Source organism: Microscilla marina ATCC 23134 (assembly GCF_000169175.1).
In the GTDB taxonomy this organism is placed as follows: Bacteria; Bacteroidota; Bacteroidia; order Cytophagales; family Microscillaceae; genus Microscilla; species Microscilla marina.
Genome location: NZ_AAWS01000006.1, coordinates 25,541 through 51,459, shown reverse-complemented (window position 1 = coordinate 51,459; position 25,919 = coordinate 25,541). Strand labels below are relative to the sequence as shown.

The 25,919-nt window shown below is 39.9% G+C and carries 15 protein-coding genes; 9 read left to right on the top strand and 6 right to left on the bottom strand.

Annotated features, from left to right (window positions below):
* Positions 1-247: 247 nt before the first annotated feature.
* The 4 genes from M23134_RS06370 to M23134_RS40975 all read left to right on the top strand — a co-directional run bounded on the left by M23134_RS06370 (position 248) and on the right by M23134_RS40975 (position 5,795).
* The gene (locus M23134_RS06370) at positions 248-943 is read left to right on the top strand and encodes a methyltransferase domain-containing protein (RefSeq protein WP_002694691.1); all 696 of its coding nucleotides are present in this window, start codon (positions 248-250) and stop codon (positions 941-943) included.
* Positions 944-1,471: 528 nt separating this feature from the next.
* Positions 1,472-5,050 (top strand): mechanosensitive ion channel domain-containing protein, encoded by a 3,579-nt coding sequence (locus M23134_RS06360; protein WP_002694689.1) that lies wholly within the window; start codon positions 1,472-1,474, stop codon positions 5,048-5,050.
* Positions 5,051-5,119: 69 nt separating this feature from the next.
* On the top strand, positions 5,120-5,410 hold the full coding sequence (locus tag M23134_RS06355) for a hypothetical protein (protein WP_157558369.1): 291 nt from the start codon (positions 5,120-5,122) through the stop codon (positions 5,408-5,410).
* Positions 5,411-5,621: 211 nt separating this feature from the next.
* A complete protein-coding gene (locus M23134_RS40975; protein WP_157558368.1) occupies positions 5,622-5,795 on the top strand; it encodes a hypothetical protein in 174 nt (57 codons plus the stop codon).
* 58 nt (positions 5,796-5,853) lie between these two features.
* Here the strand turns inward: M23134_RS40975 and M23134_RS06350 are convergent, their stop codons facing one another.
* Positions 5,854-6,135 (bottom strand): helix-turn-helix domain-containing protein, encoded by a 282-nt coding sequence (locus tag M23134_RS06350; protein WP_002694685.1) that lies wholly within the window; start codon positions 6,133-6,135, stop codon positions 5,854-5,856.
* 335 nt (positions 6,136-6,470) lie between these two features.
* On the bottom strand, positions 6,471-6,923 hold the full coding sequence (locus tag M23134_RS06345; RefSeq protein WP_002694684.1) for a macro domain-containing protein: 453 nt from the start codon (positions 6,921-6,923) through the stop codon (positions 6,471-6,473).
* Between the two features lie 107 nt (positions 6,924-7,030).
* Here M23134_RS06345 and M23134_RS06340 point away from each other — a divergent pair, with 107 nt between their 5' ends.
* The gene (locus M23134_RS06340) at positions 7,031-8,266 is read left to right on the top strand and encodes a hypothetical protein (RefSeq protein WP_002694683.1); all 1,236 of its coding nucleotides are present in this window, start codon (positions 7,031-7,033) and stop codon (positions 8,264-8,266) included.
* 329 nt (positions 8,267-8,595) lie between these two features.
* Here the strand turns inward: M23134_RS06340 and M23134_RS06335 are convergent, their stop codons facing one another.
* Positions 8,596-10,032, bottom strand: coding sequence for a CCA tRNA nucleotidyltransferase (locus M23134_RS06335; RefSeq protein WP_002694682.1), 1,437 nt, complete (start codon positions 10,030-10,032; stop codon positions 8,596-8,598).
* A 563-nt stretch (positions 10,033-10,595) separates the two neighbouring features.
* Positions 10,596-11,870, bottom strand: a complete 1,275-nt coding sequence (locus M23134_RS06330; protein ID WP_002694681.1) for a WGR domain-containing protein — start codon at positions 11,868-11,870, stop codon at positions 10,596-10,598.
* Between the two features lie 454 nt (positions 11,871-12,324).
* On the opposite strand from M23134_RS06330, the gene M23134_RS37625 reads away from it, so the two are divergent.
* Positions 12,325-13,110: a leucine-rich repeat domain-containing protein gene (locus M23134_RS37625; protein WP_002694680.1), complete on the top strand. Its 786-nt coding sequence runs from the start codon at positions 12,325-12,327 to the stop codon at positions 13,108-13,110.
* Positions 13,111-13,525: 415 nt separating this feature from the next.
* On the opposite strand, the gene M23134_RS06320 is transcribed toward M23134_RS37625, so the two are convergent.
* A complete protein-coding gene (locus M23134_RS06320) occupies positions 13,526-17,800 on the bottom strand; it encodes a G8 domain-containing protein (protein WP_082226525.1) in 4,275 nt (1,424 codons plus the stop codon).
* 946 nt (positions 17,801-18,746) lie between these two features.
* Here M23134_RS06320 and M23134_RS06315 point away from each other — a divergent pair.
* Positions 18,747-21,041: a Tex family protein gene (locus M23134_RS06315; protein WP_002694678.1), complete on the top strand. Its 2,295-nt coding sequence runs from the start codon at positions 18,747-18,749 to the stop codon at positions 21,039-21,041.
* 118 nt (positions 21,042-21,159) lie between these two features.
* On the opposite strand, the gene M23134_RS06310 is transcribed toward M23134_RS06315, so the two are convergent.
* On the bottom strand, positions 21,160-22,662 hold the full coding sequence (locus tag M23134_RS06310; RefSeq protein ID WP_002694677.1) for a hypothetical protein: 1,503 nt from the start codon (positions 22,660-22,662) through the stop codon (positions 21,160-21,162).
* 493 nt (positions 22,663-23,155) lie between these two features.
* On the opposite strand from M23134_RS06310, the gene hutI reads away from it, so the two are divergent.
* Positions 23,156-24,373 carry an imidazolonepropionase gene (gene hutI, locus M23134_RS06305; protein ID WP_002694676.1) on the top strand — a complete coding sequence of 406 codons (1,218 nt, stop codon included), beginning with the start codon at positions 23,156-23,158 and terminating at the stop codon, positions 24,371-24,373.
* A 413-nt stretch (positions 24,374-24,786) separates the two neighbouring features.
* A complete protein-coding gene (locus tag M23134_RS06300) occupies positions 24,787-25,815 on the top strand; it encodes a leucine-rich repeat domain-containing protein (RefSeq protein WP_045113124.1) in 1,029 nt (342 codons plus the stop codon).
* Positions 25,816-25,919 lie beyond the last annotated feature (104 nt).

The following is a 25,919-nucleotide window of genomic DNA, read 5'->3' as shown; positions in this document are numbered from 1 at the left end:
ATAGGTATAATTACGTGATTTTAATTCAATATGTGTTTTTATACTGGTTTTTTTAGTAAATTAAAGTAATTTACTTGCTGATGTAATAAAATGACCAGTTGATGTATTTTTCATTACATAGAATATGCCCTGTTTAAAAACAGATATTTGAAACCTTTAAGGGTTCTATAAAATATTTTATGAGGCTGGGTTTAAATGATTTTACTGACTGTAAATGATGGTACTTTCATGCAAATAACTTCAAAAAATGACTGAATCAATTATTAAAATTACTCCCTTACAAGGCACAAGCCAAGGAAGCGAAACCTTTAAAGTAGATTTTGCCAATGGCGCAGAAAAAGTGTTTAAAACCTGGGATTATGCCAGTATTTATTCATACCCAAAATTGTATAGTAGATTATATTGCGATTTACTTGATTATAAAGCGTATGAAGAATTGTCTTGTTTGCTGCTAAAGTATGCTGCGAAAACTCATAAAGAACTTAATGTACTTGATCTTGCCTGTGGTTCAGGTTTAATGGGCAAAGCATTAAAAGAAAACAGCAATGTGGATATTAAATCTTTGGTAGGAGTCGATATCCTGCCAGAAGCCATCGATGCACTTAATCGTGATTACCCTGAAATTTATGATGATACTTTTATTGTAAAAAATGTAATAAAAAATAAAAACCTTACAAAGTATGATTTTAATTGTATTACAATTAGTGGAGGAGCAAATCATATAGAGCTTGAAGACCTTAAAAGCTATGTAAACCTTTTAAATGAAAACGCTTACATAGTATTTAACCTGTTGACAGATAAAGATGACTACAGGAGAAGCCGCATATTGGGCTGGCTCGAACAGGAAATGTCTCTTTGTGAAAGTAAAATATATAATCACAGAAGGTTGATGAGTGGTGATATAGTCAAGCATGAAGCTTTTTTATATTACAAGAGGGACTGATTGTTAGTGCGGCTAGTCAAAAAATATTTTGAGAGCAGGACGATGGTTAACCTATGGACATCATTAAAAGATTGAAATAGGTTATAAATTCTCTTTTCTGAAAAATTACATCAACTGGGTGGTTTTCGTTGGGAAACTTGAGTGTAGGCAGGAAAATAAAGAGGTACTGGCTGTTTGCAAGAAAATGGCAAGCCTTGCCAATCATAGTATAAGCATTTATTTGGGCGAGCATGCACACTATCTGAAAGATTGGCAATAGTAACCCACCTAGTGGCACACAATATAACCGATTTTGCAGAAATACTGAAAATATTCCCTATGCTGAAATTAAACGGAAAAACTTCCCTACGTCTACCTCTCAAGGAACCCTGATCCATGTTTATCTAAAATCTTGATATCAACCAACAATAAGGGCAGCCCAAACTAAGATACTTGAAAAAAAATGAGGCTTAGATAAAGCTGACAAATCACTATACCATTGAAATGTAATTAATCATTATTAAACAATTATTCACCCTTTGATCAGTTATGAAAAGACTTTTTTCAAATTATCAAGTAATTATAATAAAAAGAGTATTTATTCATCAACTATTTTGTATAGCATTGTTGTTTGTTTACAATAGTACCTGGGCACAAACCACTGGTAACTTACACAATTTGAGTAATGAGGCATTGCTTAGGCAAGCAGATAAAATGTTTAGTACTTCTCAGTTTAGTTATCGAAAAGAGCTACGGAAATTTTATAGCGATGAGAAAATTATTCAGGAAAGTGACAGACAACTGAGCAATTTTCGCCTGCCTGATTCTACCTTTCGAAAACCTGCCAAAGAATTGACTCCCCTTGAAATTTCGGTGCTTAAAGCCAAACATATTGCTCGCCTTTTAAATGCTTACAAGCAAAAAGCACTGTTGTTGGAACGCAAACAAACAGCTTTAGAAACCCTGCTTACTCAAGTAGATGAGGTGCTGTTTTCGAGCAATAGGTTTAAGAATGATCTTATATTGCTAACCCCTTATTTATTAGAGGTAAAATTACGAATAAATGATGGTACACTAATAGCATCCAAATTGCCCGCATCATTGTCGCAAGAAAATATTAAGGCAAAGCAACAAAAGCTATCTGGAATCGAAAAACGATTTGAAGGAATCAATAAAGTAGTAAAAAAAGAGATTATAAGCCTTGGGAGCGATATTGCAGAAAATAAAAAAGCTATAGCACAGGTAGCGTTACAACTGTTTACTGCCAAAGAAAAACAGGCAAACGAGCAAAAAAATGTAGCATTACAGAACAAGTATGCCGCAATGACTCCTAAAAAACTATTGAGAACTTTTGCCGAACTATCTGAAGAAAAAAATTGGATAAAGAGTTCTTACCTGGTAGCCTACAATAAAGTAATGGCCTTGGGAAAAGAGGCAGAAGTAAGGTACAAAAAAATAGAGCTGAAAAAACCTCCCAAAACAAAGCGTATAGAAGAGTCGAAAGATACAAAAAAGACAATACAGGCATTGAATAGTTTGCTGAAGTATGACTCTGTTCAAATAAAAAACACCAATGAATTGCAAAGTCAGTTGAAGGCGCTTATTGCTAGTAAGGAAGTTTTTACTGCTGAAGCTGCAGTAATTGGCGAGCATCTGTCAAAGATGATTTTTATTGCAAAACTCATTAAGAACCTTGAAGAGAAAGGAGAAGTAAAACCTGAATCAATGCTGTCAGCAAACTGGTATAAAGCCATTATTGCAGAAGAAGAAAGCCTGACTAAGCAAAATGCAGAAGTAATAATTTTGAGCGAGAATGCAAAAAAACAAATTGAACTGAATGCTAAAGAAATAAAAAAGCTAATGGCGAACTATGATGAGATTGCCAGCAAAAAAAATAGCCTTGAGAGAACAGCCAAGTCATTAATGAAAGTAGAAAAATGGAAAGCAAAGCTTGAAAACATTGGCAAAAAAAAGCTACTCAATACTTTTACTACACTGACAGATAGCTTGGCAATGAGACAACGGAGACTAGAAAGTTATTACAAAAGATATAAAGGAGCAGAAGATACTGCCAAAACTATAAAAAGAGAATTGAACATATTGAAAGGACCTTTGTTCAGAATTATTAAAAGAGAGTCACAGGAGGATAAATATGGCATTCGTTCTCAACTATATGCTCTTATACACAAACGAGCTCAAAGAAAACAAGTCCAGATATTTACTAAAAAAGAACAAAAAGTGGATAGCTTGTTGGTGAAGCCCGAAGCAGAAAAGGCAAAAAGCAAAAGTTTGTTTAAAAACATTGCAGGAGAAAAGTATCAAAACTTACTGGCACAAAATGTAGAAACTATTCAAAAACGCAAAAGTCTGAAAGATTCTCTGAAAACATCATTGGACTCTTTACAGATGTATCTCAGGCAGTTACTTGTAAAGCGGGAAAAAATAACCGATATTTTATTGCAACAAAATCTTTATGCAGGACAAATAAAAAAGCTGTATAGTCAGGCTAAAATAAAACGCAAAGAAGTACCTGCTAAAGTAAATGAAGCATTGAAATATGAACGAATAAGCAATTTCGAATCGCTTACCCATGAGTTGTTTGGGGTGGAACTAAGCATTCAGCGGGAGCTAAAGAGGCTGAGTCAGACAGAAGAGAAAAACGAATTACAGGCTCAGTTTATCAAGATGCAAAAAAATACTGGTGAACGAGGAAGCATTCATAAACAATTAGAGGAATTACAACAGGAATTTGACAATAAAAAAGTAGCCCTGAAAGGTACTGCCTTAGAAGTAAGTGAACAATTGGCAGTTAACCGTCTGAATTCGGATAATGGCATTGAAGAATTTTTTCTTGGGTTTATTAACTCTTCTGAAACTCAAAACTACTCTAAAATACTCACATCAAATTATGTAGAACTTATTCAGTTAGAACAACAACAAAGGATACTGCAAACCCAAATATACAAATTAGAAAAATTAACAAAGCTTGAATACGCAGAAAAAGATTCTATTCCTGTCTTACTTACATTTCTTAATAAACATTTAGAACAACTTGAGCTTGCTTATGAAGAAGAATGGATAAAAATTAAAATAAGGCTGGTACCTGAAAAAGCCAATGAATTAATCAATGCTTTTCAGGTAAAAACAGGACGAAATATTCCTTTGTTAGCTCCAGTTGCTCAAAGTAGCCAGGACTCTATCATTAGCATTAGCACTGATTTATTGTTTGATTACCATGTGCAAATTGCAGCGACGAAAAAATGGATCACTCTTTTTAAGGAAAGGCAAACACCTGGAGGTATAGAGAAAGAAATAGATATTTATGCCGACATTATTAGCGCATTGGAAGCCAAAAATGTGGTACTTAAAAAGAGCATCGCTGAGCTTATTGGTCACCCCAAATCTGAGCTGGATAAGATGGATAAAGAAGAAAGACCTCAAACGAGTTTGGCTAGGCTGATTTTTTTGAAGGGAAAAATTGGGGCATTGAGATCCACAAGAAACCGATTAAGGTACAAAGTTTTATTGTACATGATTATCAAACTGTCTTTTATCGTTTTGATCGCCTGGTTCCTAATAAAAATAGTCAAATCTATGGTAGCTCGTGTTATCTCAACCACTACAAAAGCCAAAGAGGGCAAGTATACAGAGGCATTGCTCACACAAAAAAAATCAAGGACAATTGTTCTTCTTTCCCGATTCTTTAAAAAACGAAAACGAGAGGGAGAAGAAAAAGTAGATGAGCTGGAATGGTTGAAAAAAGCAGATTTTTTGCCTATGGTTTACTTCCTAAAGGCTTTAACTATTGTAGTGATTTGGCTATTTGCAATCACACTTTCTATCGAAACATTAGGCTTTAATGCAGGAGCCATTCTTGCTGGTTTAGGCATTGGTGGTTTTGCTTTGGCATTTGCGCTAAAAGATATTCTTGCCGATTTGTTAGGAGGGCTTACATTACTTATTACCAAACCTTTTAAAGTAGGAGAAAGAGTAGTAGTGGCAGGCATAGATGGCTGGGTACATAAAATAGGTTTACGAAGTTCTGTGATTAACAATTTTTATGGCGAAAAAAATGTCATTTCTAACAGGGTGTTTATCAATAGCACTATAAAAAATAAAGACTCCTGACCACGTTATTTTGTTAATAATATCATTCGTTTGCGGTTTGATACTACCCACGAACAGATTGAGATAGCAATGAAATTATTAAGAGAAATTCCTGAAAAATTCGATGTAACAGAGAAGAAAACCTGGACAACTTACAAGCTGGGAGAGTATTCGCACGATATTGACTATTGGTTTGCTATAGCAGTTTGGAAGCCAGAGGATAAACTAACTGTAGGGTCAGAATATGATAAAGTTAGCCTGGGCACAAGCCAGGTGAATATGGAGGTGTTGCGACAACTTGATGCAAATGGGATTAAACTGGCCATACCAATCGCGCTTAGAGTTGAAAAGCAAGAAGTATCAGAAAGTATTTTTGTCTAATATCAATTGACAGTAAACAAAAAGTAAGGAGTGTAGATTTATTCTATGCTCCTTACTTTTTTATTAGGAGCCATTTTTTGTTTAGTTTAGTTTACATTTCAACTTATGAATGGAAAGACTTTGTCCTTCAAACCCGTTTCCTGCCTTCTGTTATTTCCGACGAACACATAGAAGCTTTGTTTAAATTTAGCAAGCAAAGTAACACAAGCCCTTGAGTGCATCACATACGCGAAGCATTGTTTACTGCATGTTGGGTGGCGGGGTTATTAAAAAACGCCAGTTTTTGCCCCAAATCAAAGAAGCCGACCCGATCGACAACTATCGGGTACGCCCCGAACCTGCTACTTTTCTGAAAGTGTTGGATGAGGAAGGGGGTAGGGAATAGTGGCAAGCGACGAATGATCAAACAGGTTATCCTTGAAATATAAAAATGTCATTAAAATCTATTCGTTACCATCTCGCAAGGACTCTAGCCTTTGGATTACCTCGTCCAGGTTTTCTTTGGAAATGGTAGCGGAGTCAAGCATAAAAAAGTCTTTCACTGACATTTCAAAGTAAGCAAGTATTTTTAAAAAATTACTCAAAGAGATTTCTGTTTTGAGGGTTTCATAGTGCGAGTATTGCCCAGTAGTTACTCCTATAGCTTTCGCCAAAGCCTCTTGTTTAATTTTTCTTTCTTTTCGTATCTGCTTGATCTTTTCTATAATCTGTTCTACTGTATTCATATAAATATTTAAAATAATTTTATTATAAAATTAGTGTTAATTATAGTATAATTAAAATATTGTTTTAATTGTGTTTTCACACGATAACTATTATGCTTTTACTATAATAAAAAACCCTTAAGGCTCAAAGTTTATGACAACTCACCTTAAGGGCATAGTATAACTTTGGAGAAAAATTACAAGGCAAAATTCGATAAAAGCCACTAAAAACTCAAGTGTTAATATCTGGATAATTATTTTTTGCCGCACAATCAGGGGTGATTGTAAGCCCAGAAATAAGAGTGGAAGATTTACGAAGCTATTAAATATTTAGAGCGTAAAAAGTTGAATGTATCTTAAGGTTCAAAGACAATTACCTCTACATCATTGGCCACTTCTGACAGCTTTTCTTCAATCAAGCGCTTTACCTCAGTCCAGGCCAAGCCACCATACCCACAGCCCAGAGGAGGCAAAGCAATAGAAGCCATCTTTTCGGCGGCTATCACTTTTGCCAAATCATCTAGCCCCTCACTCACGTAAGCTAATTTTGATTTTCCCCGCCAATGTTGTTTGGTCGGAAAGTTAACAATGATGCCAGGAGTGTTGTCCGTATGGGTTACAAACATTTGTCCTGTATGTACCTCGTCGTTTTTACAAGCAGCCCGATATAAATCGTAGTTTGTCGGAAAGCGTTTTTTAAACTCTAGTGCCAGCCCTTTGCCCATCACACCCACAGTGTTTACTGGGTTTACTATAGCCACTACATCTTCGTCAAATAAAGAGCCCCCTTTTTTAAATGTTATTGCCATATTTTTAATAAATTAGGTCTGTTTTTTTTGCTACAATTTACAGCAAAGAAATGGAGGCTTCAAGCCTCGATTGGAAAGAAAATAAGTTTAAATTTTAGCGTAAAAATATGTTTCTCCCTAACAGCGATAACTTGCGATATTATCCTCCTGATTTGATTAATGCATATCTTTCTGTATTCTTCCGAAGGCATTTATTTGGGCTCAAAGTATTTAGTCATTACGACCAACATTGGGACTATTTCATCCTGCGAACCCGCTACGTACTTGCTGCCATTCCCGACGAACACATAGAGGCGTTGTTTAAATTTAGTAAGCAAGATGTAACTACAAACCTTTGGGCACCCTACCAACGCGAAGCTTTACTAACAGCATGTTGGGTGGCAGGTTTATTAAAAAAGCGCCAGTTTTTGCCCCAAGTCAAAGAGGCTATTTTGACCGCCAACGATCATATCTTTTTTTCACCTGCTTGGCTATCTGCTTTGTTTTTATACAACGACGAAAGCTTGATTCCTACTTTGCAAACCTATATCAATCAATACATCGAGCCTCAATATTACAATTATCGTAATGCAGCTACCCAAGCAGTGTATGCCTTGCGCCTGTGGGACAACCAGCACCAAACCAACTACGCAAAAGCTTATAGCCAATATGATATGCATTTACGTATCAAAACCAACTTAGACCAAGTACTCAGGGTAAGCGAAATTATCAGAGCCAATATTGACTTTACCTATAGTTGGCAACTCCAACAACGCCTCAAAACACTGTTAGACGAAACCACTACCCCTAGTGATTATTGTCACGGTTTGCTTACTTCACCCATTATCAGAACTTATGCTGAAGGGCAGCAAGCCCACGTCTCGTGGTGGTGGAACCTCGAAAAAAGGAAAGCCCAATACTTGACAGGGCAAACAGCTGATATACCAGATAAAGAGTCACTAGAACATCACCCACAAGCCTTGGTTTTTCGTACCAGTCATCGGTTCGAAAGCTTTGTTCGCCAATACATCCAACGCCCCCAACGAGCTGCCTATTTACCTGAGCTGATCAAAGAAACCTTACTATCTCAAGACCCAATAGACCTATTGGCAGCCCTTGAGATAGATATTACCTATTGTTTGCCCAGAGAGGTCATAGAGATTTGCTACCAAAAACTATTTGAGTATTTGCCTCATTCTATTGCTTTGTACGAAAGCTACGCTTTGGCACTGCTGATGCGTGGCAATAGCCATGACCAAAAAGCAGCGGTTATGTATGAAAAAGCTCAAGCAATGAAAGCAAAATATATTTGGGATGAGTCGGCGTGGGGAGGATGGGCGCATAACCCTGTGCGGTATAAATAGCAACAAGCTACTTACTCACTATAAGCAGCAAGTGCGCTTAAGTCGTTTATTCAATTACAAGTCTGTGCTAGTGCATTAGGGATTAAATAAGTTGCTTATTAATTTGGATGAATTAACTACGTTGAGCTCGCGAAAAGCTCGGTTTTGTTTTCTGACGAGTCGTGAAAATGGCGGATAGTTCGCTTTTTGAATTCCGATGCATATCGGAACCTTAGCTATCTAACTTTTTTACGAGGAAGTCAGGGGGCAAAAGTCGCCAAGTAATATGTGAGTGACTTAGTGCCTGATGCACTAGGTTATTCTAATTTGAAAAAAGAGTTGCCTTAGGGCTAAGACAACTCTTTGATGGTTTTTACTGGGGTAAGCCCATATTCTTTGCCTTTTTTTACCATAAAAGCAAAAGCTTCTTCTATTTCATTACGAATTTCACCGTCCAGTACCGCTTCTCTTACTGCCGTTTTTATCAGTCCTACCTCACGGCTGGGTTTCAGGTCAAACGCTTCCATAATTACCTCACCCGTAATCACCGGTTGAAAGTTGCGCATTCGGTCTTTTTCTTCTATTTCTTTGAGCTTGCGTTCTACCACATCAAAGTTTTTGAGAAAACGCTTTACTTTCTCGTGGTTTTTAGACGTAATATCTGCCCGGCAAAGCATCATCAGCGCGTCTATATCATCGCCAGCATCAAACAATAAGCGGCGAATGGCTGAATCGGTGATGTGGTCGCGGAACAATGGAATGGGGCGCAGGTGCAAGCGTACTAATTTTTGCACAAAACGCATGCGGTCGTTCATGGGCAACTTAAGCCTACGAAAAATATGCGGAACCATTTTAGCTCCTTTGTCTTCATGCCCGTGAAAAGTCCATCCCGCCCGTTTGTCAAAGCGTTTGGTAACAGGTTTGGCAATGTCATGCATAATGGCTGACCAACGTAGCCACAAGTCGTCCGATACCTTGGCCACATTGTCAAGTACCTGTAGTGTATGGAAAAAATTGTCTTTGTGTGCTTTGCCCTCTACTACATCGACCCCATGCAGATCTACCATTTCAGGAAAGATCAAGTGTAGCAACTCAGCATAAAACAACAATTTAAACCCATAAGAGGGCACCGAGGCTGCTACAATTTTATTGAGCTCTACCGTAATGCGCTCTTGCGATACAATCTTGATACGCTCTTTGTTTTTTTGAATAGACTCAAACGTATTGGGTTCTATGTCAAACTTTAGCTGAGTAGCAAAGCGCATGGCACGCATCATTCGCAATGGATCATCAGAAAAAGTAATGTCTGGGTCAAGCGGAGTTTTAATTACCCGCTGCTCCAGATGCTTTATTCCCCCAAAGGGGTCTATCACTTCACCATAATTATTTGCCTGTAGGCTAATGGCCAAAGCATTGATGGTGAAATCTCGGCGGTTTTGGTCATCTTCGAGGGTGCCATTTTCCACAATTGGCTTGCGCGAATTGCGTTGATAAGACTCTTTCCGAGCTCCTACAAACTCCAGTTCCCAGTCTTGAGCCTTGATTTGAGCCGTACCAAAATTCTTAAAATAATTTACTTGTGGTTTATCAGGTAGCTCTTCAGCTACCGCCTTTGCCAGTTCTATACCACTGCCTACACATACAATATCTATGTCTTTCGAGGGGCGCTTAAGTATCAAATCGCGTACAAAGCCACCTACCACATAAGTTTCAAGCCCGGTTTGCTGGGCTACCTTAGCCACAGTCTCAAGAAGGGGATTATTGTCTACAACTTCCTTATAATTCATTTTGGCGCAAAATTTTGGGAACATCCCACAGTCAGGTGTATGCCTGTCCTGTGGGGCTTTGAGTGTTCTTTTATCAGTACAAAATCACTCTACTTATACTACAAATCAGAGGATATGCTATGTCAGCTTTTAAATTTCAACACTTATTTTAAAAATATCTAAATAGAGGACTTCAGCCTATTTTGTAGAGTGTTTGATAGTGTCTTAAGTCCTTACTGTTACTTATGGTCATTAGTTGCCTATGGAACAGGGTGTATCTAGAACCTTGCACCTAGTGCATTAGGGATTAAATAAGTCGCCAAATAATATGTGAGTAACTTAGTACCTAATGCACTAGTCCCTAGAACCTCGTTGGGGCTATGAACGAATGATTTATCCAAGTTTGCAAATATAACAAACCTAAAGCAATAAATAATCATATTTGCTTAAGCAACAAACGACAAGCAAGTAGCCTGTCGTTTGTAAAATTTAAGAATTAATGCTGTATTTTTTATAAAGCCAACAGCCAATAGCTAACAGCTTATAAATACTATCGACCATTGACTGAATGCTATCGACTACTACTACTTCACCTGTACCAAGTACTTGACCGTACACTGCGAGTGATTATAAATGATGTACTCATTGTTGCGTAAATCGGCGCCGCCTTCGGCAAACAGAGAATCATAATCCCCTTTTTTCTTGAGGTTTTTCTCGCTCAATTCATAACACCACGATTGGTGTTTTTTGAGGTGGTATTGGTTGCCTACGTGCACCTCGTATAAGGCAAGAAAACCATCTTTTGCCGTGCCTCCTGTCCAGTAAGAACCACGCAAAGAGGTGTAGTTCAGTGATTTACGAAACTTATCAGCAAAATACAAACCGTACCCAAACATTTTTCCGGTGATTACCGCATTGGCGGGGCGTAGCACCAGACCGTTTTCCAGAATGGACATCCAGTTTTCGTTACGGCTCCCGTGCCAAAAAAGCTCAGTTTTCTGATCTTTAGCTGTCTTTTTAAAGTCGTCGTACCAATTCTGCGTCTTGATATTAGTTACCTCAAATGCCTTGTGGAACTTATGCGCTTCGTCTTGCATCAAGTCCTTGATTTTACTAATTACCGCCTCATCGGTCACCGTAGCCATTTCCAGCCCCATTGCCTCCAACAAGTTTATTTCGTTGGTGTTCTCCTCCTCAGCAGCTACTTTGGTTTTTTCATTAATGTCTACCTGTCCACGCATTACATCAAGTGTCGCCTGTTCTTCTGCCATTTTCTTTTCCATGGTTTCCACATCGTCTTGAGTAGATGCACCAGTAAACAAATGGTCGTTTACATTAGACATTTTACGAGGGATAATCTGGTACAAATTCAACAAGTTACGGTTAAGATCTTCCAGCTTAAGCTTGACTTTTATATCCTTACTTTTCTTTTCTACCATCCCTACAATCTTGTCCAAAATCTCTTGCGCCTCATCCACTTGTTTGCGGGTTACCTGGTCGGCAGTTACATTATAGTTGTCGCCAATAGATTTTTTGGCATATTTGGTCAATAGATTAACAAGCTTTTCTACTCCCTTATCGTCAATGTCAGCCAGTTTTATTTCCTCTTTGCTTTCGGCAAATAAGTGGGTTTGATCAGCGTAGCCCTTGCGGGTTTTTTCGCGGTACTTCTGGTCCCACTCCCGCATTGAATAGCTTCGGGTAGTAGCACGTCCACCTACCCTGCCATAGCTTACTGTAAAGGTGCCATCACCGTTTTCTTGCATTTCATAATACTTGTTGTTGTTGTTGGCAGTCACCATGATTAGTTTTGCCGTGCGAAGGTTGTTGTCAGTCGCGTTGTCGTTTTCGTTGCTCATTGTTTTTGAAATTGTTAGACTTGTTAGTAAGTATATTTTGAAAGAGGTAGGTAGCAAGTGACCTAACACAAGTATAAAGTAGAAGAAGGTATATACAACTTGCGATTTGCCGCTTACCACTGGTCTCTATTATAAAGCTTTACCCAAAAATACAATGTATCATATATTTAGCGTCCACATTTGCCAAGAAATATTAATGAAATTTTTTTTCATAAAATTGATAAGTGATCCGGAAAAAATAAGAGGTGCCAATTCAAGAAAATATATTGTTCTCAGACGATGCAAAAAAACGGTGCATAGCCGAAGTTATGAAGCTTTTTTTTGAGAAGAATGAGGGCAATAGATACACTTTAATAGCTCAAATTATTTATTGAAAGATGACTAAAGAGAAGCCTTGCGTGTTTTTTTTTTGAGCAAAGGTGTATTTTTGTGGTTTTATAAGTATTAAAAAACAATGGAAGATCATAACAAAAAGATATTATCTCTTTTGAAAACTAAAGATGCTCATAACATAGCACTTGCTTTTCAATTGTGTTTGGGGAAAAATGGAGAGTACAATGAAAAAGTGACCAAGGAGTTAAGAAAATATCCTATTTCTTGCATTAAGAATAATGTAGAAATGGAGTTTATTAAGCAAGTAGACGCGATTGAAATATATGACAATGAGCTGTATTTTTTAAAGCCTGGCAACAATAAAAACACAAAGCCATTGTCTACTGCCGATGGTCATTCATTAAAAATAATGGTGAATCCGTTTCCACCAGAGTTGTTCGCTTTTACAGGTTTGAAGTCTTTGTTTTTGATTCAACGACAAATTACGCATATACCTCCCGAAATAGAGCAGTTAAAGAGTTTGGAAGTACTTAATTTAAGTGATAATAGTATAGAAACAGTCCCACCAGAGATAGGGAACTTAGACCAGCTACAAAACCTTGATCTAAGTTATAATAAAATAAAATCGTTGCCTGAAGAAATGGCTAAGTTAACTGAGTTGTCAGAGTTAAACCTGCGTAGTAATAAGTTGTATAGTGATGACCTTAGTGTATCAGGGGCGCTTCAAAAACTGAAAGTGTTGGATATAGCTTATAATGAGGTACAGTTTCTACCTTTTCAGCTAAAGCTAAAAAAACTAAAAAAGGTGATTGTGTCAGGTAATCCTATGTCACCCAAGGAAGTAGAATTTATTCGCCAACTTTCGGGGAAGTGTAAGATAATAGACGAAGATGAGTTTTTTTTATAAAAAAGAAATATTTGCCAAATTAACGTCTGCCCAGGCTGTTTTAAGTGTTTCTTTAGGTCACTTGAAACTTATGGTAAAAAGAAGCCTCCGATCTTGACAAGACAGGCTTTCTAGCCGAATGACTCAATAGACTTGAGCTATGACTGAGCTTTGCACTCGCAAACAAGTCTGAATACTTGAGAGAACACCATCGTGTTTACGGAGCATGCCTAATAATATGCCCAATAAAACAAAGGCCATCTCATGTGTTTTTCTGTGAGTATTTCTGAGATCTACAGCTGAACAATTTTGCATTTCTTCGTACAAACTTCGTCTTTTGATTAACATGAGAGTAAGGGTTAGTGGTAATTGAGGTGGAGCCAACACTCCAATTTTACAACTAACCCTCACTTTCAATTTTTATAAGAAAGTACTGTTACTCCTCCTTTAGCACTTTATAAAATGTGCCATTTACTTCTACCAAATAAATACCCGCTTCGAGGTCGGTTACATTAATAGAACCTTTGTATGCCAGTTTTTTACGAAGCTTGCTCTGCATATCAAAAATGCGAACGATGGTACCTTCGCCAATGCCCTTGATAAATAACTGCTCGCCCAGTGGGTTGGGGTAAATACTTACCTTACTTTCTGGCTGTGGTTGGACAAAGCCTTGGGTGGTGGTTCTGGCCGATGAACCTCCTGCTGCCGCACAATTAGTACAACTCTTGATCCAATCAATCTCAAAGGAAGTATTTGGCACATTTACTGGGTCAAGGCGTAGAGCTTTGATGGTACCATTCCAGGCAGGGTGATTGCCCACATTAAAAGTAAGCGTTTGCCAGTCTCCATTGCCTGTATAATGAGTAGTTATCGGTTCATTTTCTGCTGGAAAATAAGATTCATTATTGATATAAAAAAACAATAGAGCAGGCACATTACGCGAAGCCTTCATTCGTACCTGAATGGTGCGTACCTGATTGGCCTGGAAGTTAAATTGATCGTTAATAATGATTACTCTATTATTATTATTGCCAGAGGTTCCGCGCAAGGTGCCATCTTTTACTTGCACATTTACAACATGGTACAACTTTGTCCAACCCTCAAGTTTATCAGCGTTATCAGTTTTATCAAAACCAGTCTCCAAATCTTTGGCATCAAGCTGATCACGGTTCTTATGATTTTCCTCCACATCTGACATGCCATCTCCATCAGTATCTATGTGACTCGATTTGATCCAATCAATCTCAAAGGAAGTATTTGGCACATTTACTGGGTCAAGGCGTAGGGCTTTGATGGTACCATTCCATGCAGGGTGATTGCTCACATTAAAAGTAAGCGTTTGCCAGTCTCCATTGCCAGTATAATGAGCAATTACCGGCTTATTTTGTGCTGGAAAATAAGATTCATTATTGATATAAAAAAACAATAGAACAGGCACATTATGCGAAGCCTTCATTCGTACCTGAATGGTTTGCACCCGATCAGCCTGGAAGTTAAATTGATCGTTAATAATGGCTGCTCTTATACCACTATTGTTAGAGGTTCCACGCAAGGTACCATCTTTTACTTGCACATTTACAACATGGTACAACTTTGTCCAACCCTCAAATTTATCAGCGTTATCAGCGTCATCAGTTTTATCAAAACCAGTCTCCAAATCTTTGGCATCAAACATACTGCGACTTTTAAGATACTCGTCCACATTTGACATACCATCTCCGTCGGTATCCATCATAGGTACCACAAAGTTGGTATTCCAAGTGAGTTTATAATATTGCCTGTTGCCAATGGCTTTTACTTTTACATACAAATCACCCGCTGGCTCTATGTAGTACCCACTGCCCGGCGCGCTACGCAAATCATCTAAAGATGTATACGAAGACATACTTAAAGCGGTCTTATCAGGGCAACTGGGGCAATCAATAGCGGCTACCTCTAAACCACCCAGTTTACCAAAGTCTTTGAAGACAGTAGTGTTCTCATCGCCTGTTGTAGCATCATCCATTCGCATTTGTATCATCTGCGTTGAAGGCAGCTTGTCAAACTCATATATATATTCAAAGCCCTCGTTTACAATTACAGGCAGCGATTGGTAATTACCTACCTGCACACCATCTGGTTTGTAAGAAACCTGTCGGGACTCAGCACCTTGTTTTTGACGGGTAACCACAATATTGGGAAACTTGTTTGTTTCAATATCAGGATAACGCAACGTAGCCAAAGCAAAACGATGATGACTGCGATAAACATTTGCCCATTTGTTTGGATATGGGTTTTTTTCATCGCCCACCAATATAAAAGGATGGTTGCTTACCAAAGCAGTGTTAGGTATCCCGGTAAAAGTTCCGGTTTCGTCTTTAACCACCACAGACCAAACTCTGGGGCGAAGTCTGAATAAAGGCTGGTCATTTGTTGGTTGAATATTGAAGTTATCTAATTCACAACGAACTACCTGATTAGTGGTGTTACCCCTAAATATATGGTTTACATGTTTGATAGCTGAACCAATGTTCCCCAACAAGTTGGCTTTTTTATGATCCCACCCTATAAAATGACTATGATGTATTTGGCCAGGGCCATCGTATACCAAATACGCCCGGCGCTCCTCGTTTGCAGGAATCAAATCATAACCTGAATGAGCCACAAACACCGACTTATCTACAATGCAGTTGCTGGCAAACATAGTAGCCGCCTTGTTTTCAACGAATATATTGTTTCTAAAAATAAGGTTATCGGTAGGACCTTGCACAATATGTTCAAGCCAGCCAAAGCCTGCATACAGTGCCAAATCATTGGCAAACCACAGGCAGTCTTCCATCAAGTGTTCTTCCTTGTTATCCCATCCCATGCTCACCAAAATCTTGTGATCAGAACGTATTTGGTCAAAAATATCAAAACCAGACATACAACTATGGGCCACATTACCCTTAAAACTAATAAGAGGCGACTTGTATGGTTCCATATCCTTAAAGCGAGGGTCGTTAGCTGATGCTCCTGTAGGCTTGAGAGGGAACGCAAACCAATACCCTGTACCATGTGTGCCAGCGGCTATGTTGTCTTCAAAGGTGTTTTGGGGGTTGGTAATCCAGAAGCTGGCTGGGGTGCGGTCTTGCATTTTATCAAGCTCGTTATCAGAAATAATTAGTTCTTCTCCTTTTTCGGGACGTTTGGTAAGCAATACCACATTTTTTTTGATGGTGTTAAAACGTTCGCTGCCATCTTCCAGAAAGACGCCATGCCCGATGTGGTCATAACAAAAATTGTTTTCAACGAGTGTGCTGTCTGTACCATGAATGGTAATGGCTCGGTTGTACGATTGGTGCACACTGGAGTTTTTGAAGTATTGTCCCTTACCTGCCTTACCCAACATATGCCAGTGGAACGGGTAACGCCCCATTTTCTGTTTTTGCCCCATGTTGTATAGTTCCACGCCACTTACATAAGCCTTGCCATTGCCCATTATCATGATGTGGCCACCATAGCCTGTAGTAGTAGGGGCTCCCTGTATTTTAATATTGTGGGTAAGCATACCTACTTCGGCTCTTAGGTCGGCCGTCCAGGTTGGGGAGTCTTCAGCATTTTTGTAAGTTTTTACCCCTCCATTATGCGCATAGGTCAAAGCGGTGCTTAAGGTAACTCGTCTTCCTGCTACTGAATGAATGGTGCGTTTTTCGGATCGATCAACCCAGACACCTTCTTCCTTGGTAAGACGATTGGATGTAATGATGATCTCATCACCCGCTTTCCAGTGGGGGATAGCCCCTTCCAACACAATTTGATTGCTACCAACAGCACCGCCACTTTGCAGTTTTGTCCAACTGGTTTTTGCCAAACCATGCATCTCCAGGCGGGCACCTCCCATAGCTCCCAAATAATTATCTCCCATTGTTGAGTGAGCAGTACCATCCCCAGGTGCATTGAGGGTAATGGTGGCTTGTTTAGGGTAAGGAACCAGTGCCTGCCCAAGTTCAAACAAAGCTCCTGCTCCCATCACCATAATATTATGAGTAGTAATATCCAGGTCACGGTTTTGGGCCGCCACCAGGTGTCCCTTCACCATGATGCGTTTTGCCTTGATGTTTCCATTCATTACTACAGTGGTTCCTGCTGGTATAGTTACCATCTGGCTACTGTTTGTCTGGCTGTTTATCCAAATTTGCCAATCGTGTAGTTTCTCAAGGCGCAAATCGTCTACAAAGGCGGTTTGATCACCTTCTTGTGAAGGAACTCTTCTGAGTTCTATATTGTGGTTGCCAGCAGTTAAATAAATGGCCAAAGAATGTAAGTCGGTGTAAGAGTCAGAGGGCACTGGTATATTACCCAAATCGATACCATCTATGCGTATGCCCACATTTGGGCGTTGTGTGTTCAGCACCTTGGCACGCAATGCAGCCTTTACCCGTACCCGGTAATAACCAGCCTCGGTCACTGTATACGAGCGGCGTGCTCTTCCTTTCTTTTGTAACGAAATCACCTGATTTCCGGTAAGGTCAGAATCGTTGGTTGAAAGATTTGCCCCATCAAAAAATTTCCAAATATTACTTGTTGCTGGGCTTTCAGAACCATCGACAGACATCACTGTGCTATTAGACACAGCAGTAAGTTGCGCTTTGAGCGGATGAATGCACGCAACAAAAGCCAGCAAGCAAGCCAGGTAAAAAGGCTGCACAGGCGGTTTTAGTCCGACGACCTTGTTTGTAAAATGTATCATAACTTGTGTATTAACCAACAGGCAGTCTTGAATTATTTTGATAGGCACTTATTATCCACCATCTGCCTGGTAAGTATTGTAATATCTAATTTCCTACTCTGTTGTTGGGTTTTCGGAATCCCCACCGGCAAAGGTCTTACAAAGAAAAATACTTTCCCAAAACGAGGTATAAGTGGTCGTTTTTGGGGTATAACTGGTAATTGGAAAGAATTTCATTGTATTTTTTTTATTCAAATTGTACCTATAGTAAGAAGAGGTGGAAACTTTAGGCAGCATATAAAGAAGTGTTCAAAATCAGGGATGATAGCAGCAATTTGAGGTGTAAAAGAAACAAATTGTTTGTTTTGCCCTACTATTTTTTAGAATAGGAAAAAAATAAGGGAAAGATGTTTTTTGTGTCGTCTATTCTACCCTACTATTTTTTCGCCTCGGTTTGTGTCTCCACCATAGCCATTAGGTTAAGAGAAGCATAGCAAAAAAATTACTTTTGAAAAACCGAAGCTACAGTTTAACTGTGCTGAGCTCATCGCAGTTAAACAAGTTGTACCTAGTGCACTGGAGACTAAATTACTACCACATTATTCGGAGTCTTTAGCTCGCTGACTTTACTTAAAAAAGTTTGCGTAGCTTTGGCTATGCGCACTTTTTGAAGTGCGTCAGCAAACAAAATACCCTCGAATAAATAGTATATTTATTTAATCCCCAGTGCACTAGAACCTTGTTGGGGCTTTTGAACTAAAGCTAAAAAAACTAAAAAAGGTGATTGTGTCAGATAATTCTATGTCACCCAGGGAAGCAGAATTTATTCATCAACTTTCGGGGAAGGGTAAGATAGTAGATGAAGAGGTGTTTTTCTTATAAAAAAGAAATATTTACCAAATCAACGTCTGCCCAAACCCCAAGTTTTTGTAACTTTGTTCACTTATTTTGATATTATTGTGAATACATGAACAATCCACATTTTCCAAAAATAGCTCAGGAACTAAATATTACTGAGCACCAGGTGGCAGCCACGGCGTTATTGCTCGACGAAGGGGCTACCATTCCTTTTATTGCCCGATACCGTAAAGAAGCCACCGGAAGCTTAAACGAAGTTGTCATTGCACAAATTCGTGACCGACTGACGCAACTGCGCGACTTGGACAAAAGAAGAGAGGCTATACTAAAATCGATAGAAGAACAGGGTAAACTCACCCCTGAACTCAAAAAGAAAATAGAGGCTGCCGAAACTATGACAGCCCTCGAAGATTTGTACCTGCCTTACAAACCCAAAAAGCGCACCCGCGCTACCATTGCCCGCGAAAAAGGGTTGGAACCTTTGGGAGAAAAAATATTCGCTCAGGAAGATTTTGACTTAATAGCAGAAGCCAAAAAATTTATTGATCCCGAAAAGGGCGTAAATACTGAGGAAGAAGCCCTTGCCGGAGCCCGCGACATTATTGCCGAAAAAGTAAACGAAGATGTGGAAGCCCGTGCTACTATGCGCGACTTGTTCTGGAAAAAAGGCGCCTACACCGTAAAAGTGATTCCAGGCAAAGAAGAAGAAGCCAAAAAATATATGGACTACTTCGACTGGGAAGAAGCCGTGCAAGAGGCTCCTTCACATCGGGTATTGGCCATTCGTAGAGGTGAAAAAGAAGGCATGTTGTCGCTTGATACCTCGCCCGAAGAAGAAGAAGCTCTACAAAAACTTGCCCACCGTTTTGTGAAAGAAGGCAGCAATGCCGAAAACACCGAGCAAATGGAACTTGCCGTAAAAGATGCCTACAAGCGTTTGCTTAAATCTTCTATGGAAACCGAAGTGCGCCTTAAGGCAAAGAAAAAGGCCGATTCTGAGGCTATTCAGGTATTTGCCGACAACTTACGTGAACTCTTACTGGCGGCTCCTTTGGGGCAAAAAGCAGTCTTAGCAATCGACCCTGGTTTTCGTACAGGCTGCAAGGTAGTATGCCTCGACCCACAAGGTAAGTTGCTGAAGCACGACGTTATCTTTCCCGATCGTCGCCGCACCGAAGCAATGGCCACCATTCACGATTTGTGCAAAAAATACGATGTACAGGCTATAGCCATTGGCAATGGTACCGCAAGCCGCGAAACCGAAGCTTTTATTCGCAGCATTGGCTTGTCTAAAGAAGTTTTGGTGGTAATGGTCAATGAAAGCGGAGCGTCTATCTACTCAGCGTCTGAGGTAGCACGCGAAGAGTTTCCTGATGAAGACATTACTGTCAGAGGATCGGTTTCTATTGGACGCCGTTTGATGGACCCACTGGCTGAGCTGGTAAAACTAGACCCAAAATCGATAGGAGTAGGGCAATACCAACACGATGTAGACCAAACCGCTCTCAAGAAAAGCCTGGACGACGTGGTAGAGAGTAGTGTAAACAAGGTAGGGGTAGAAGTAAATACAGCAAGTAAACAACTCCTGACTTATGTATCTGGTTTAGGCCCTGTGCTTGCGCAAAATATCATAGAATACCGCAATGAAAACGGTGCGTTTAAAAGCCGGGCGGAACTCAAAAAAGTAAAGCGTTTGGGCAACAAGGCGTTTGAACAAGCGGCTGGTTTCTTGCGCATTGGCGATGCTCCCAACCCACTCGATGCCAGTGCAGTACACCCCGAAAGTTACCCCATTGTAGAACAAATGGCTAAAGACTTGGGCTGCTCAGTAACCGACCTCATGAAAGACGACAAGTTACGCCAGCAGATTGACCCTAAAAAGTATGTAACCGATACGGTGGGTTTGCCTACACTGAACGATATTTTGCAAGAACTTGCCAAACCAGGGCGCGACCCTCGGGCTAAGTTTGAGGTGGTAGAGTTTGCCGAAGGCGTAAATACTATAGAAGATCTCAAAACCGGAATGAAGCTCAACGGTGTAGTAACCAATGTAACTAAGTTTGGTGCTTTTGTAGATATTGGTGTACACCAGGATGGTTTGGTGCATATCAGCGAGTTGTCCAATACTTTTGTAAGCGACCCCAACGAGGTAGTAAAAGTACAGCAAAAGGTAGAGGTAATGGTGTTGGACGTAGACGTAGAACGCAAGCGTATTCAACTGACAATGAAAGGCGAAGCTGGAGCTGCTGATACGGCCAAACGACGCAATAACAAAGACCGCAAAAACAAGCCGCAAAACCGACGCAAAGACGGAGTAGGCAATAAAAGTAAAAAAGAAGAAGAAGTTCCAGAAGGAGACTTTAACTCTAAACTGGCCGCCTTGAAAGCAAAGTTTGGCAAATAGAGAGAGATAAAGGCTTTGAGCAATGAGCGACAAGCAAACACCTATATACATAACAAAACAAAAGCGAGGCAAAGTAACTTTGTCTCGCTTTTGTTTTATATAAATAAGATTTTACTCCTTAGTTAGCAGATTTGTTACTAAATAAAGGAATATTTATCCCTACATAAGGCATCACATAACGAGTAGCCTCTACTCTTTCTATGGGAGGGTCAAAAGTGTCGTTGGTTACTTTGGCAAACGTCCAGCGGAAGTCAACGCCTAAAGTAAGCCAGGAATACAACTGATAAGCCGCTCTTACATTGGCAAGTGAGCGATCGTCTAACACCAAAGCATCTTGCAACGTAAAAAGGTTGCCCTTTACATAAGTTCCTGATAATACTACTTTAGGGATCAAACCAGTAGCATCTCCCTGAATAAACAATAAAGCAGGGTTGGTTTTGCTAATCTCAAAAGGCAATTGTAAACCACCCGTAATTTTAATTTTATTCAACAAATGCCCACTCAAAGTACCATAAATACCATTGGTAGCAGTAGTGTCAGTAGCAAGCGCCAAAATACCTGCATCCTTATTTATTTCGTAGGCAGCATCAAAAAACTGAGGGCGGAAGAACTTACTGTAGTTTTGGTATTCCAAACGTGCTTCCATAGCAAATATATTGGCAATGAAGTTCAAACGAGCCCTTACCCCAGCACTAAAACCCGAACCAGTACCATATTCTTTCACGGCTTCGTTTCCAGCCACTGAAGCTATAGCATCCAAGTCTTTTTTGAGGCTGTCAGAGTTGTTTTTCAACAAAAAAGCATATTGGGTATAAGCATCTACCTTTATAAAAGGAATGTTTAAAAGGGTGATGCCCGCGTCTACGTTCAAACCAGTCATTCCGTTGTTTACATAGCGGGTATCTCGTAAGTCGGTAGTAGAGTCTGCCGAGGTAGTAGGAATGGTGATAGGCAAAGGTGTGGTGGTAGATGCTACCGGTAGAGCTTGTTGCGAACGGTCATGTACGACTCCTACCCCAATCTCGAAGGTATTGATAATAGGCGCAAGAGAGTTGACAAAAGGACGTACATAAGGACGAACAGCCAACAGGTTCAAGCCATTAATATCGCTGTATAAACCCTCTACCCCAAAAAACCTGTTGCCAGGGCTGATGTCAAATTCAAAACCTACCTTACGACGCTCAAAACTAGGCGAGTTGGTATAGTTGTTCAATAAGCCGCCAAATCCTAAATATGATCTTCTGAGCACCCCTACTTTGATGTAAAAAGGATCGCGACGCTTACGTCCATAACGGAAATACTGAATCATACGCAAAACACCGCCCAATCCGTCTTGAAATTCTTCTGCCCGGAACGAACCATCTTTGGTACTAAACATAATAGGAATGTCTAAACCAACCCCTATTTTGCCAAAAGCAAGCTCAGGTTGTAAGCGAAACCCTACATAACCAGTTTCACCGATTTGAGTGTAGCCAAAAGGAATGGCAAATACATTGGCACTGTCTGCCATAGCCATCAAGTCGCCTTGGGCTTTAGATTGTTGGGGTTTGGCAAGGAACAAGCAAACAAGGGTCATTACCCCCCAAAAGTTCATTTGATTTGTAATTGTTTTGAAGTTCATAGATTAATGGATTTGGTTACAAACTTAATTTTTTGTGAACTCAATATGAGTTCTGCTATAAACGAAAGTTATTTTAATAAGTCATGGACAAAAAATAGTTTTTTGATTTGGGCGAGTTTTTTCTGTGACTCAGAGGCTTGCCTCAATGTCCATAAAAGCTCTACGAACTGAAAAAATGCCTTGTTTCAAAGTCAAAAATATCTTTCCCACGATGGCTGTTTACTTTTAATAAATGATTGATTTTTTATTGATTGACTTAAAAAATTGCCACAAAAATAGCGCAATCGTTGAGTGTAAAACTTTTTTGAATGCGACTATTTTTGGTGAGGTTGTGAGGGGGCAATATTTACCATATCCTCATTGAGGGTAAGCTAAGTAATTTTTGCCTTAAATAAAGTGAAATCATTTGATTTTATACCAAAAATTGTAAATCCTGATTCATCAAGGGCTGAATTTCTCATATATTGTCCCGTCAATGTTATAAACTATCATCATGAAAAAATTAATAGGACCTTTTAAGCAAGTTGTTACCCTCGAAAACCTTCCTGTAAAAGGAGCCATCAGCGATGAGCAATTGGTAATCAGAGAAAATGCCGGAGTTTTGGTAAGTAATGATATTATAGAAGCAATAGGCGATTTTGATCAGCTGGTAAAAACCTGCGATCAGGTAGAACGCATAGAAGAAGATTGTGTCTTGTTGCCTGGGTTTGTCGATGCTCATACCCATATTTGTTTTGGGGGCAGCCGTGCCCGCGACTATGCCATGCGAGTGGCAGGTAAGCCTTACCTTGAGATAGCGCGCGCTGGAGGAGGAATTCTTGATTCGGTAAGAAAAACCCGTGAAGCTTCGCTTGATACCTTAGTAGCCTCAGCCACCCAACGAGCATCAAGGCATTTGGCCGAAGGAGTAACTACCTGTGAGGTAAAAAGTGGTTATGGTTTGTCGGTAGAGGCGGAGCTTAAAATGTTGGAAGCCATTAAAAAAGTAAATGATACCCATGCTATAGACATAGTGGCGACTTGTCTGGCAGCCCACATGCGGGCACCCGAATACGATGATTCTACTGCCTACCTCAACGATGTGTTGGCAAAACTACTGCCCGAAGTAAAATCGCGTAAACTTGCCAACCGAGTAGATATATTTGTCGAAGATACCGCCTTTTCAGTAGAAGAGGGCAGGCATTACCTCAACAAGGCAAAGGCTCTGGGGTTTGACATTACCATTCACGCCGATCAGTTTAGTACCGGGGGCAGTGCACTTGCGTGCGAAGTGGGGGCAATCAGTGCTGACCACCTCGAAGCCAGCACCGACCAAGAAGTGGCACTTTTTGCGAAAGCTGATACTGTAGCAGTGGTATTGCCAGGGGTTACTTTTGGCTTGGGCATGGACTATGCTCCTGCGCGTAAATTGCTCGACCAAGGGGCTTGTGTGGCAATTGCTACCGACTGGAACCCAGGCTCAGCGCCTATGGGCGACTTGCTCATGCAAGCAGCAGTATTGGGTGCAGTAGAAAAGCTCACCACCGCAGAAACTTTTGCCGGAATGACGTTTAGGGCGGCAAAGGCGCTCAACCTGCACGACAGGGGGCAATTGGTTGCCGGACAACTGGCTGATTTGGCGGGCTTTGCTACCAGCGATTATCGGGAGATTTTGTACCACCAAGGCAAGCTCAAGCCGCACAAGGTATGGAAACGAGGGAAGTTGGTGTAGCCTAAAGCTATGACTCATGAGCCACAAGCGACAAGAATAAAATAATCGATTATAAAACTTGTGGCTCTGTTCTAAATCGGGCTGTTATTGTTGAGGGCTACGCCCGAAATCCCGTTTACGGGGCGGTCACATTCCTTAGTATCAATGGTTCAGCGTTTTTTATATTGGGGAGGTTAACCCTTTCAATTATTCTGAGTTATTTACTCAATAAAAACTGTATTTGGGACTTTTGAGCAAACAGCCAAAAAAATATCAATACGGTAGAATAACTTTTAAACCATTGGTTATCAGTATATTGTTAGATGTGAGTATTTACGAAAAAGCCATCGACTATCGACTGAATGCTGTGGACTATTGTTAGCATTTTTCATCAGTATTTTATATATTGGAAAAGAGTAAAAAGGCAAATCCAGATGAACAGTCTCGAAAAAAAGGCATACCAAAGAATACAAGAAGTAAAGGATAAAAATTTAAATGAATTAGATTTGGGAGGCTTGGCACTCAACGCCATTCCTGCTCAAGTATTTGAGTTGCCGCAGTTAGAAATTCTTCGTTTACATTTCAATCGTATATCGGTTATTCCGGCACACATTGCCCGGTTAAGTAATTTGCGGGAACTCAATTTGGTGGTAAACCAACTCAAAGATTTGCCTAAAGAACTTGCCCAACTCCAAAACCTTGAGCGTTTAAACCTTACCTCTAATCAATTACAAAAGTTTCCGGAAGTAATTACTTGTTTGTGTGCCCTCAAATCGCTTTCTATTGAACACAATCAACTGTTGGGTATTCCAGCGGCTATTGGACAACTTACTCAACTTGAACTATTAAATATTACCGCCAATCAAATTACCGACCTGCCTTTTACCTTATTACAGTTGCAACACCTGGAACATATCTTTGCCGATGAAAACCACCTGAACGACCAGTCTCAAAAATTGATTGATTGTCGACTGAGGATTTCTGAAGCACGTGAGACCCACGAACTTGACTTGTCAGGGATGGGATTAGACAAGGTACCTGTAGAAATATACACATTATATAATTTAAAAGCCTTGTGTCTCAACCACAACAACATTAGTCAACTGGGCGAAAACGTAGGCAAGCTTACCCAATTGCGTAAACTCAGCCTAAAAAGCCTGCCAGTGAGTTTGTTGCCCAAAGCATTGTTTGAACTGTCCTGTCTGGAAGATCTCGACATTAGTCAAACCAATATTACTACTTTATTGCCTGAAATAAGCCGACTTAAAAGTTTGAAAAAACTCAACCTGGAAAACACTAAAATTACCCACTTGCCCCATAGCATCACCCACTTGCCCCACCTCGAAAAACTCAACGTAAAAGGATTGTTATTACAAATGCCACCGTTGCAAGTGGCACTCAATGGGATCAAAGCCATTAAAGATTGGTTTGACAACGATCAAAATACCATGCTCAACGGATAATGCTTATTTGCTGGTATTTCTGACTGATATTTTGTGGCTTACTACCCAAACTTTGTTTTGCTACCCCGCCAATATTCTTTATATATGTCAAGTTAACCCTCTTT

Bases quoted from the DNA above. Each gene is read 5' to 3' on its own strand.
- M23134_RS06320 (WP_082226525.1), bottom strand. From the start codon at position 17,800: ATGATACATTTTACAAACAAGGTCGTCGGACTAAAACCGCCTGTGCAG.
- M23134_RS06350 (WP_002694685.1), bottom strand. From the start codon at position 6,135: ATGAATACAGTAGAACAGATTATAGAAAAGATCAAGCAGATACGAAAA.
- M23134_RS06340 (WP_002694683.1), top strand. From the start codon at position 7,031: ATGTTTCTCCCTAACAGCGATAACTTGCGATATTATCCTCCTGATTTG.
- M23134_RS06345 (WP_002694684.1), bottom strand. From the start codon at position 6,923: ATGGCAATAACATTTAAAAAAGGGGGCTCTTTATTTGACGAAGATGTA.
- M23134_RS06315 (WP_002694678.1), top strand. From the start codon at position 18,747: ATGAACAATCCACATTTTCCAAAAATAGCTCAGGAACTAAATATTACT.
- M23134_RS06360 (WP_002694689.1), top strand. From the start codon at position 1,472: ATGAAAAGACTTTTTTCAAATTATCAAGTAATTATAATAAAAAGAGTA.
- M23134_RS06370 (WP_002694691.1), top strand. From the start codon at position 248: ATGACTGAATCAATTATTAAAATTACTCCCTTACAAGGCACAAGCCAA.
- M23134_RS06330 (WP_002694681.1), bottom strand. From the start codon at position 11,870: ATGAGCAACGAAAACGACAACGCGACTGACAACAACCTTCGCACGGCA.
- M23134_RS06310 (WP_002694677.1), bottom strand. From the start codon at position 22,662: ATGAACTTCAAAACAATTACAAATCAAATGAACTTTTGGGGGGTAATG.
- M23134_RS37625 (WP_002694680.1), top strand. From the start codon at position 12,325: ATGGAAGATCATAACAAAAAGATATTATCTCTTTTGAAAACTAAAGAT.
- M23134_RS06355 (WP_157558369.1), top strand. From the start codon at position 5,120: ATGAAATTATTAAGAGAAATTCCTGAAAAATTCGATGTAACAGAGAAG.
- M23134_RS06335 (WP_002694682.1), bottom strand. From the start codon at position 10,032: ATGAATTATAAGGAAGTTGTAGACAATAATCCCCTTCTTGAGACTGTG.
- hutI (WP_002694676.1), top strand. From the start codon at position 23,156: ATGAAAAAATTAATAGGACCTTTTAAGCAAGTTGTTACCCTCGAAAAC.
- M23134_RS06300 (WP_045113124.1), top strand. From the start codon at position 24,787: ATGAACAGTCTCGAAAAAAAGGCATACCAAAGAATACAAGAAGTAAAG.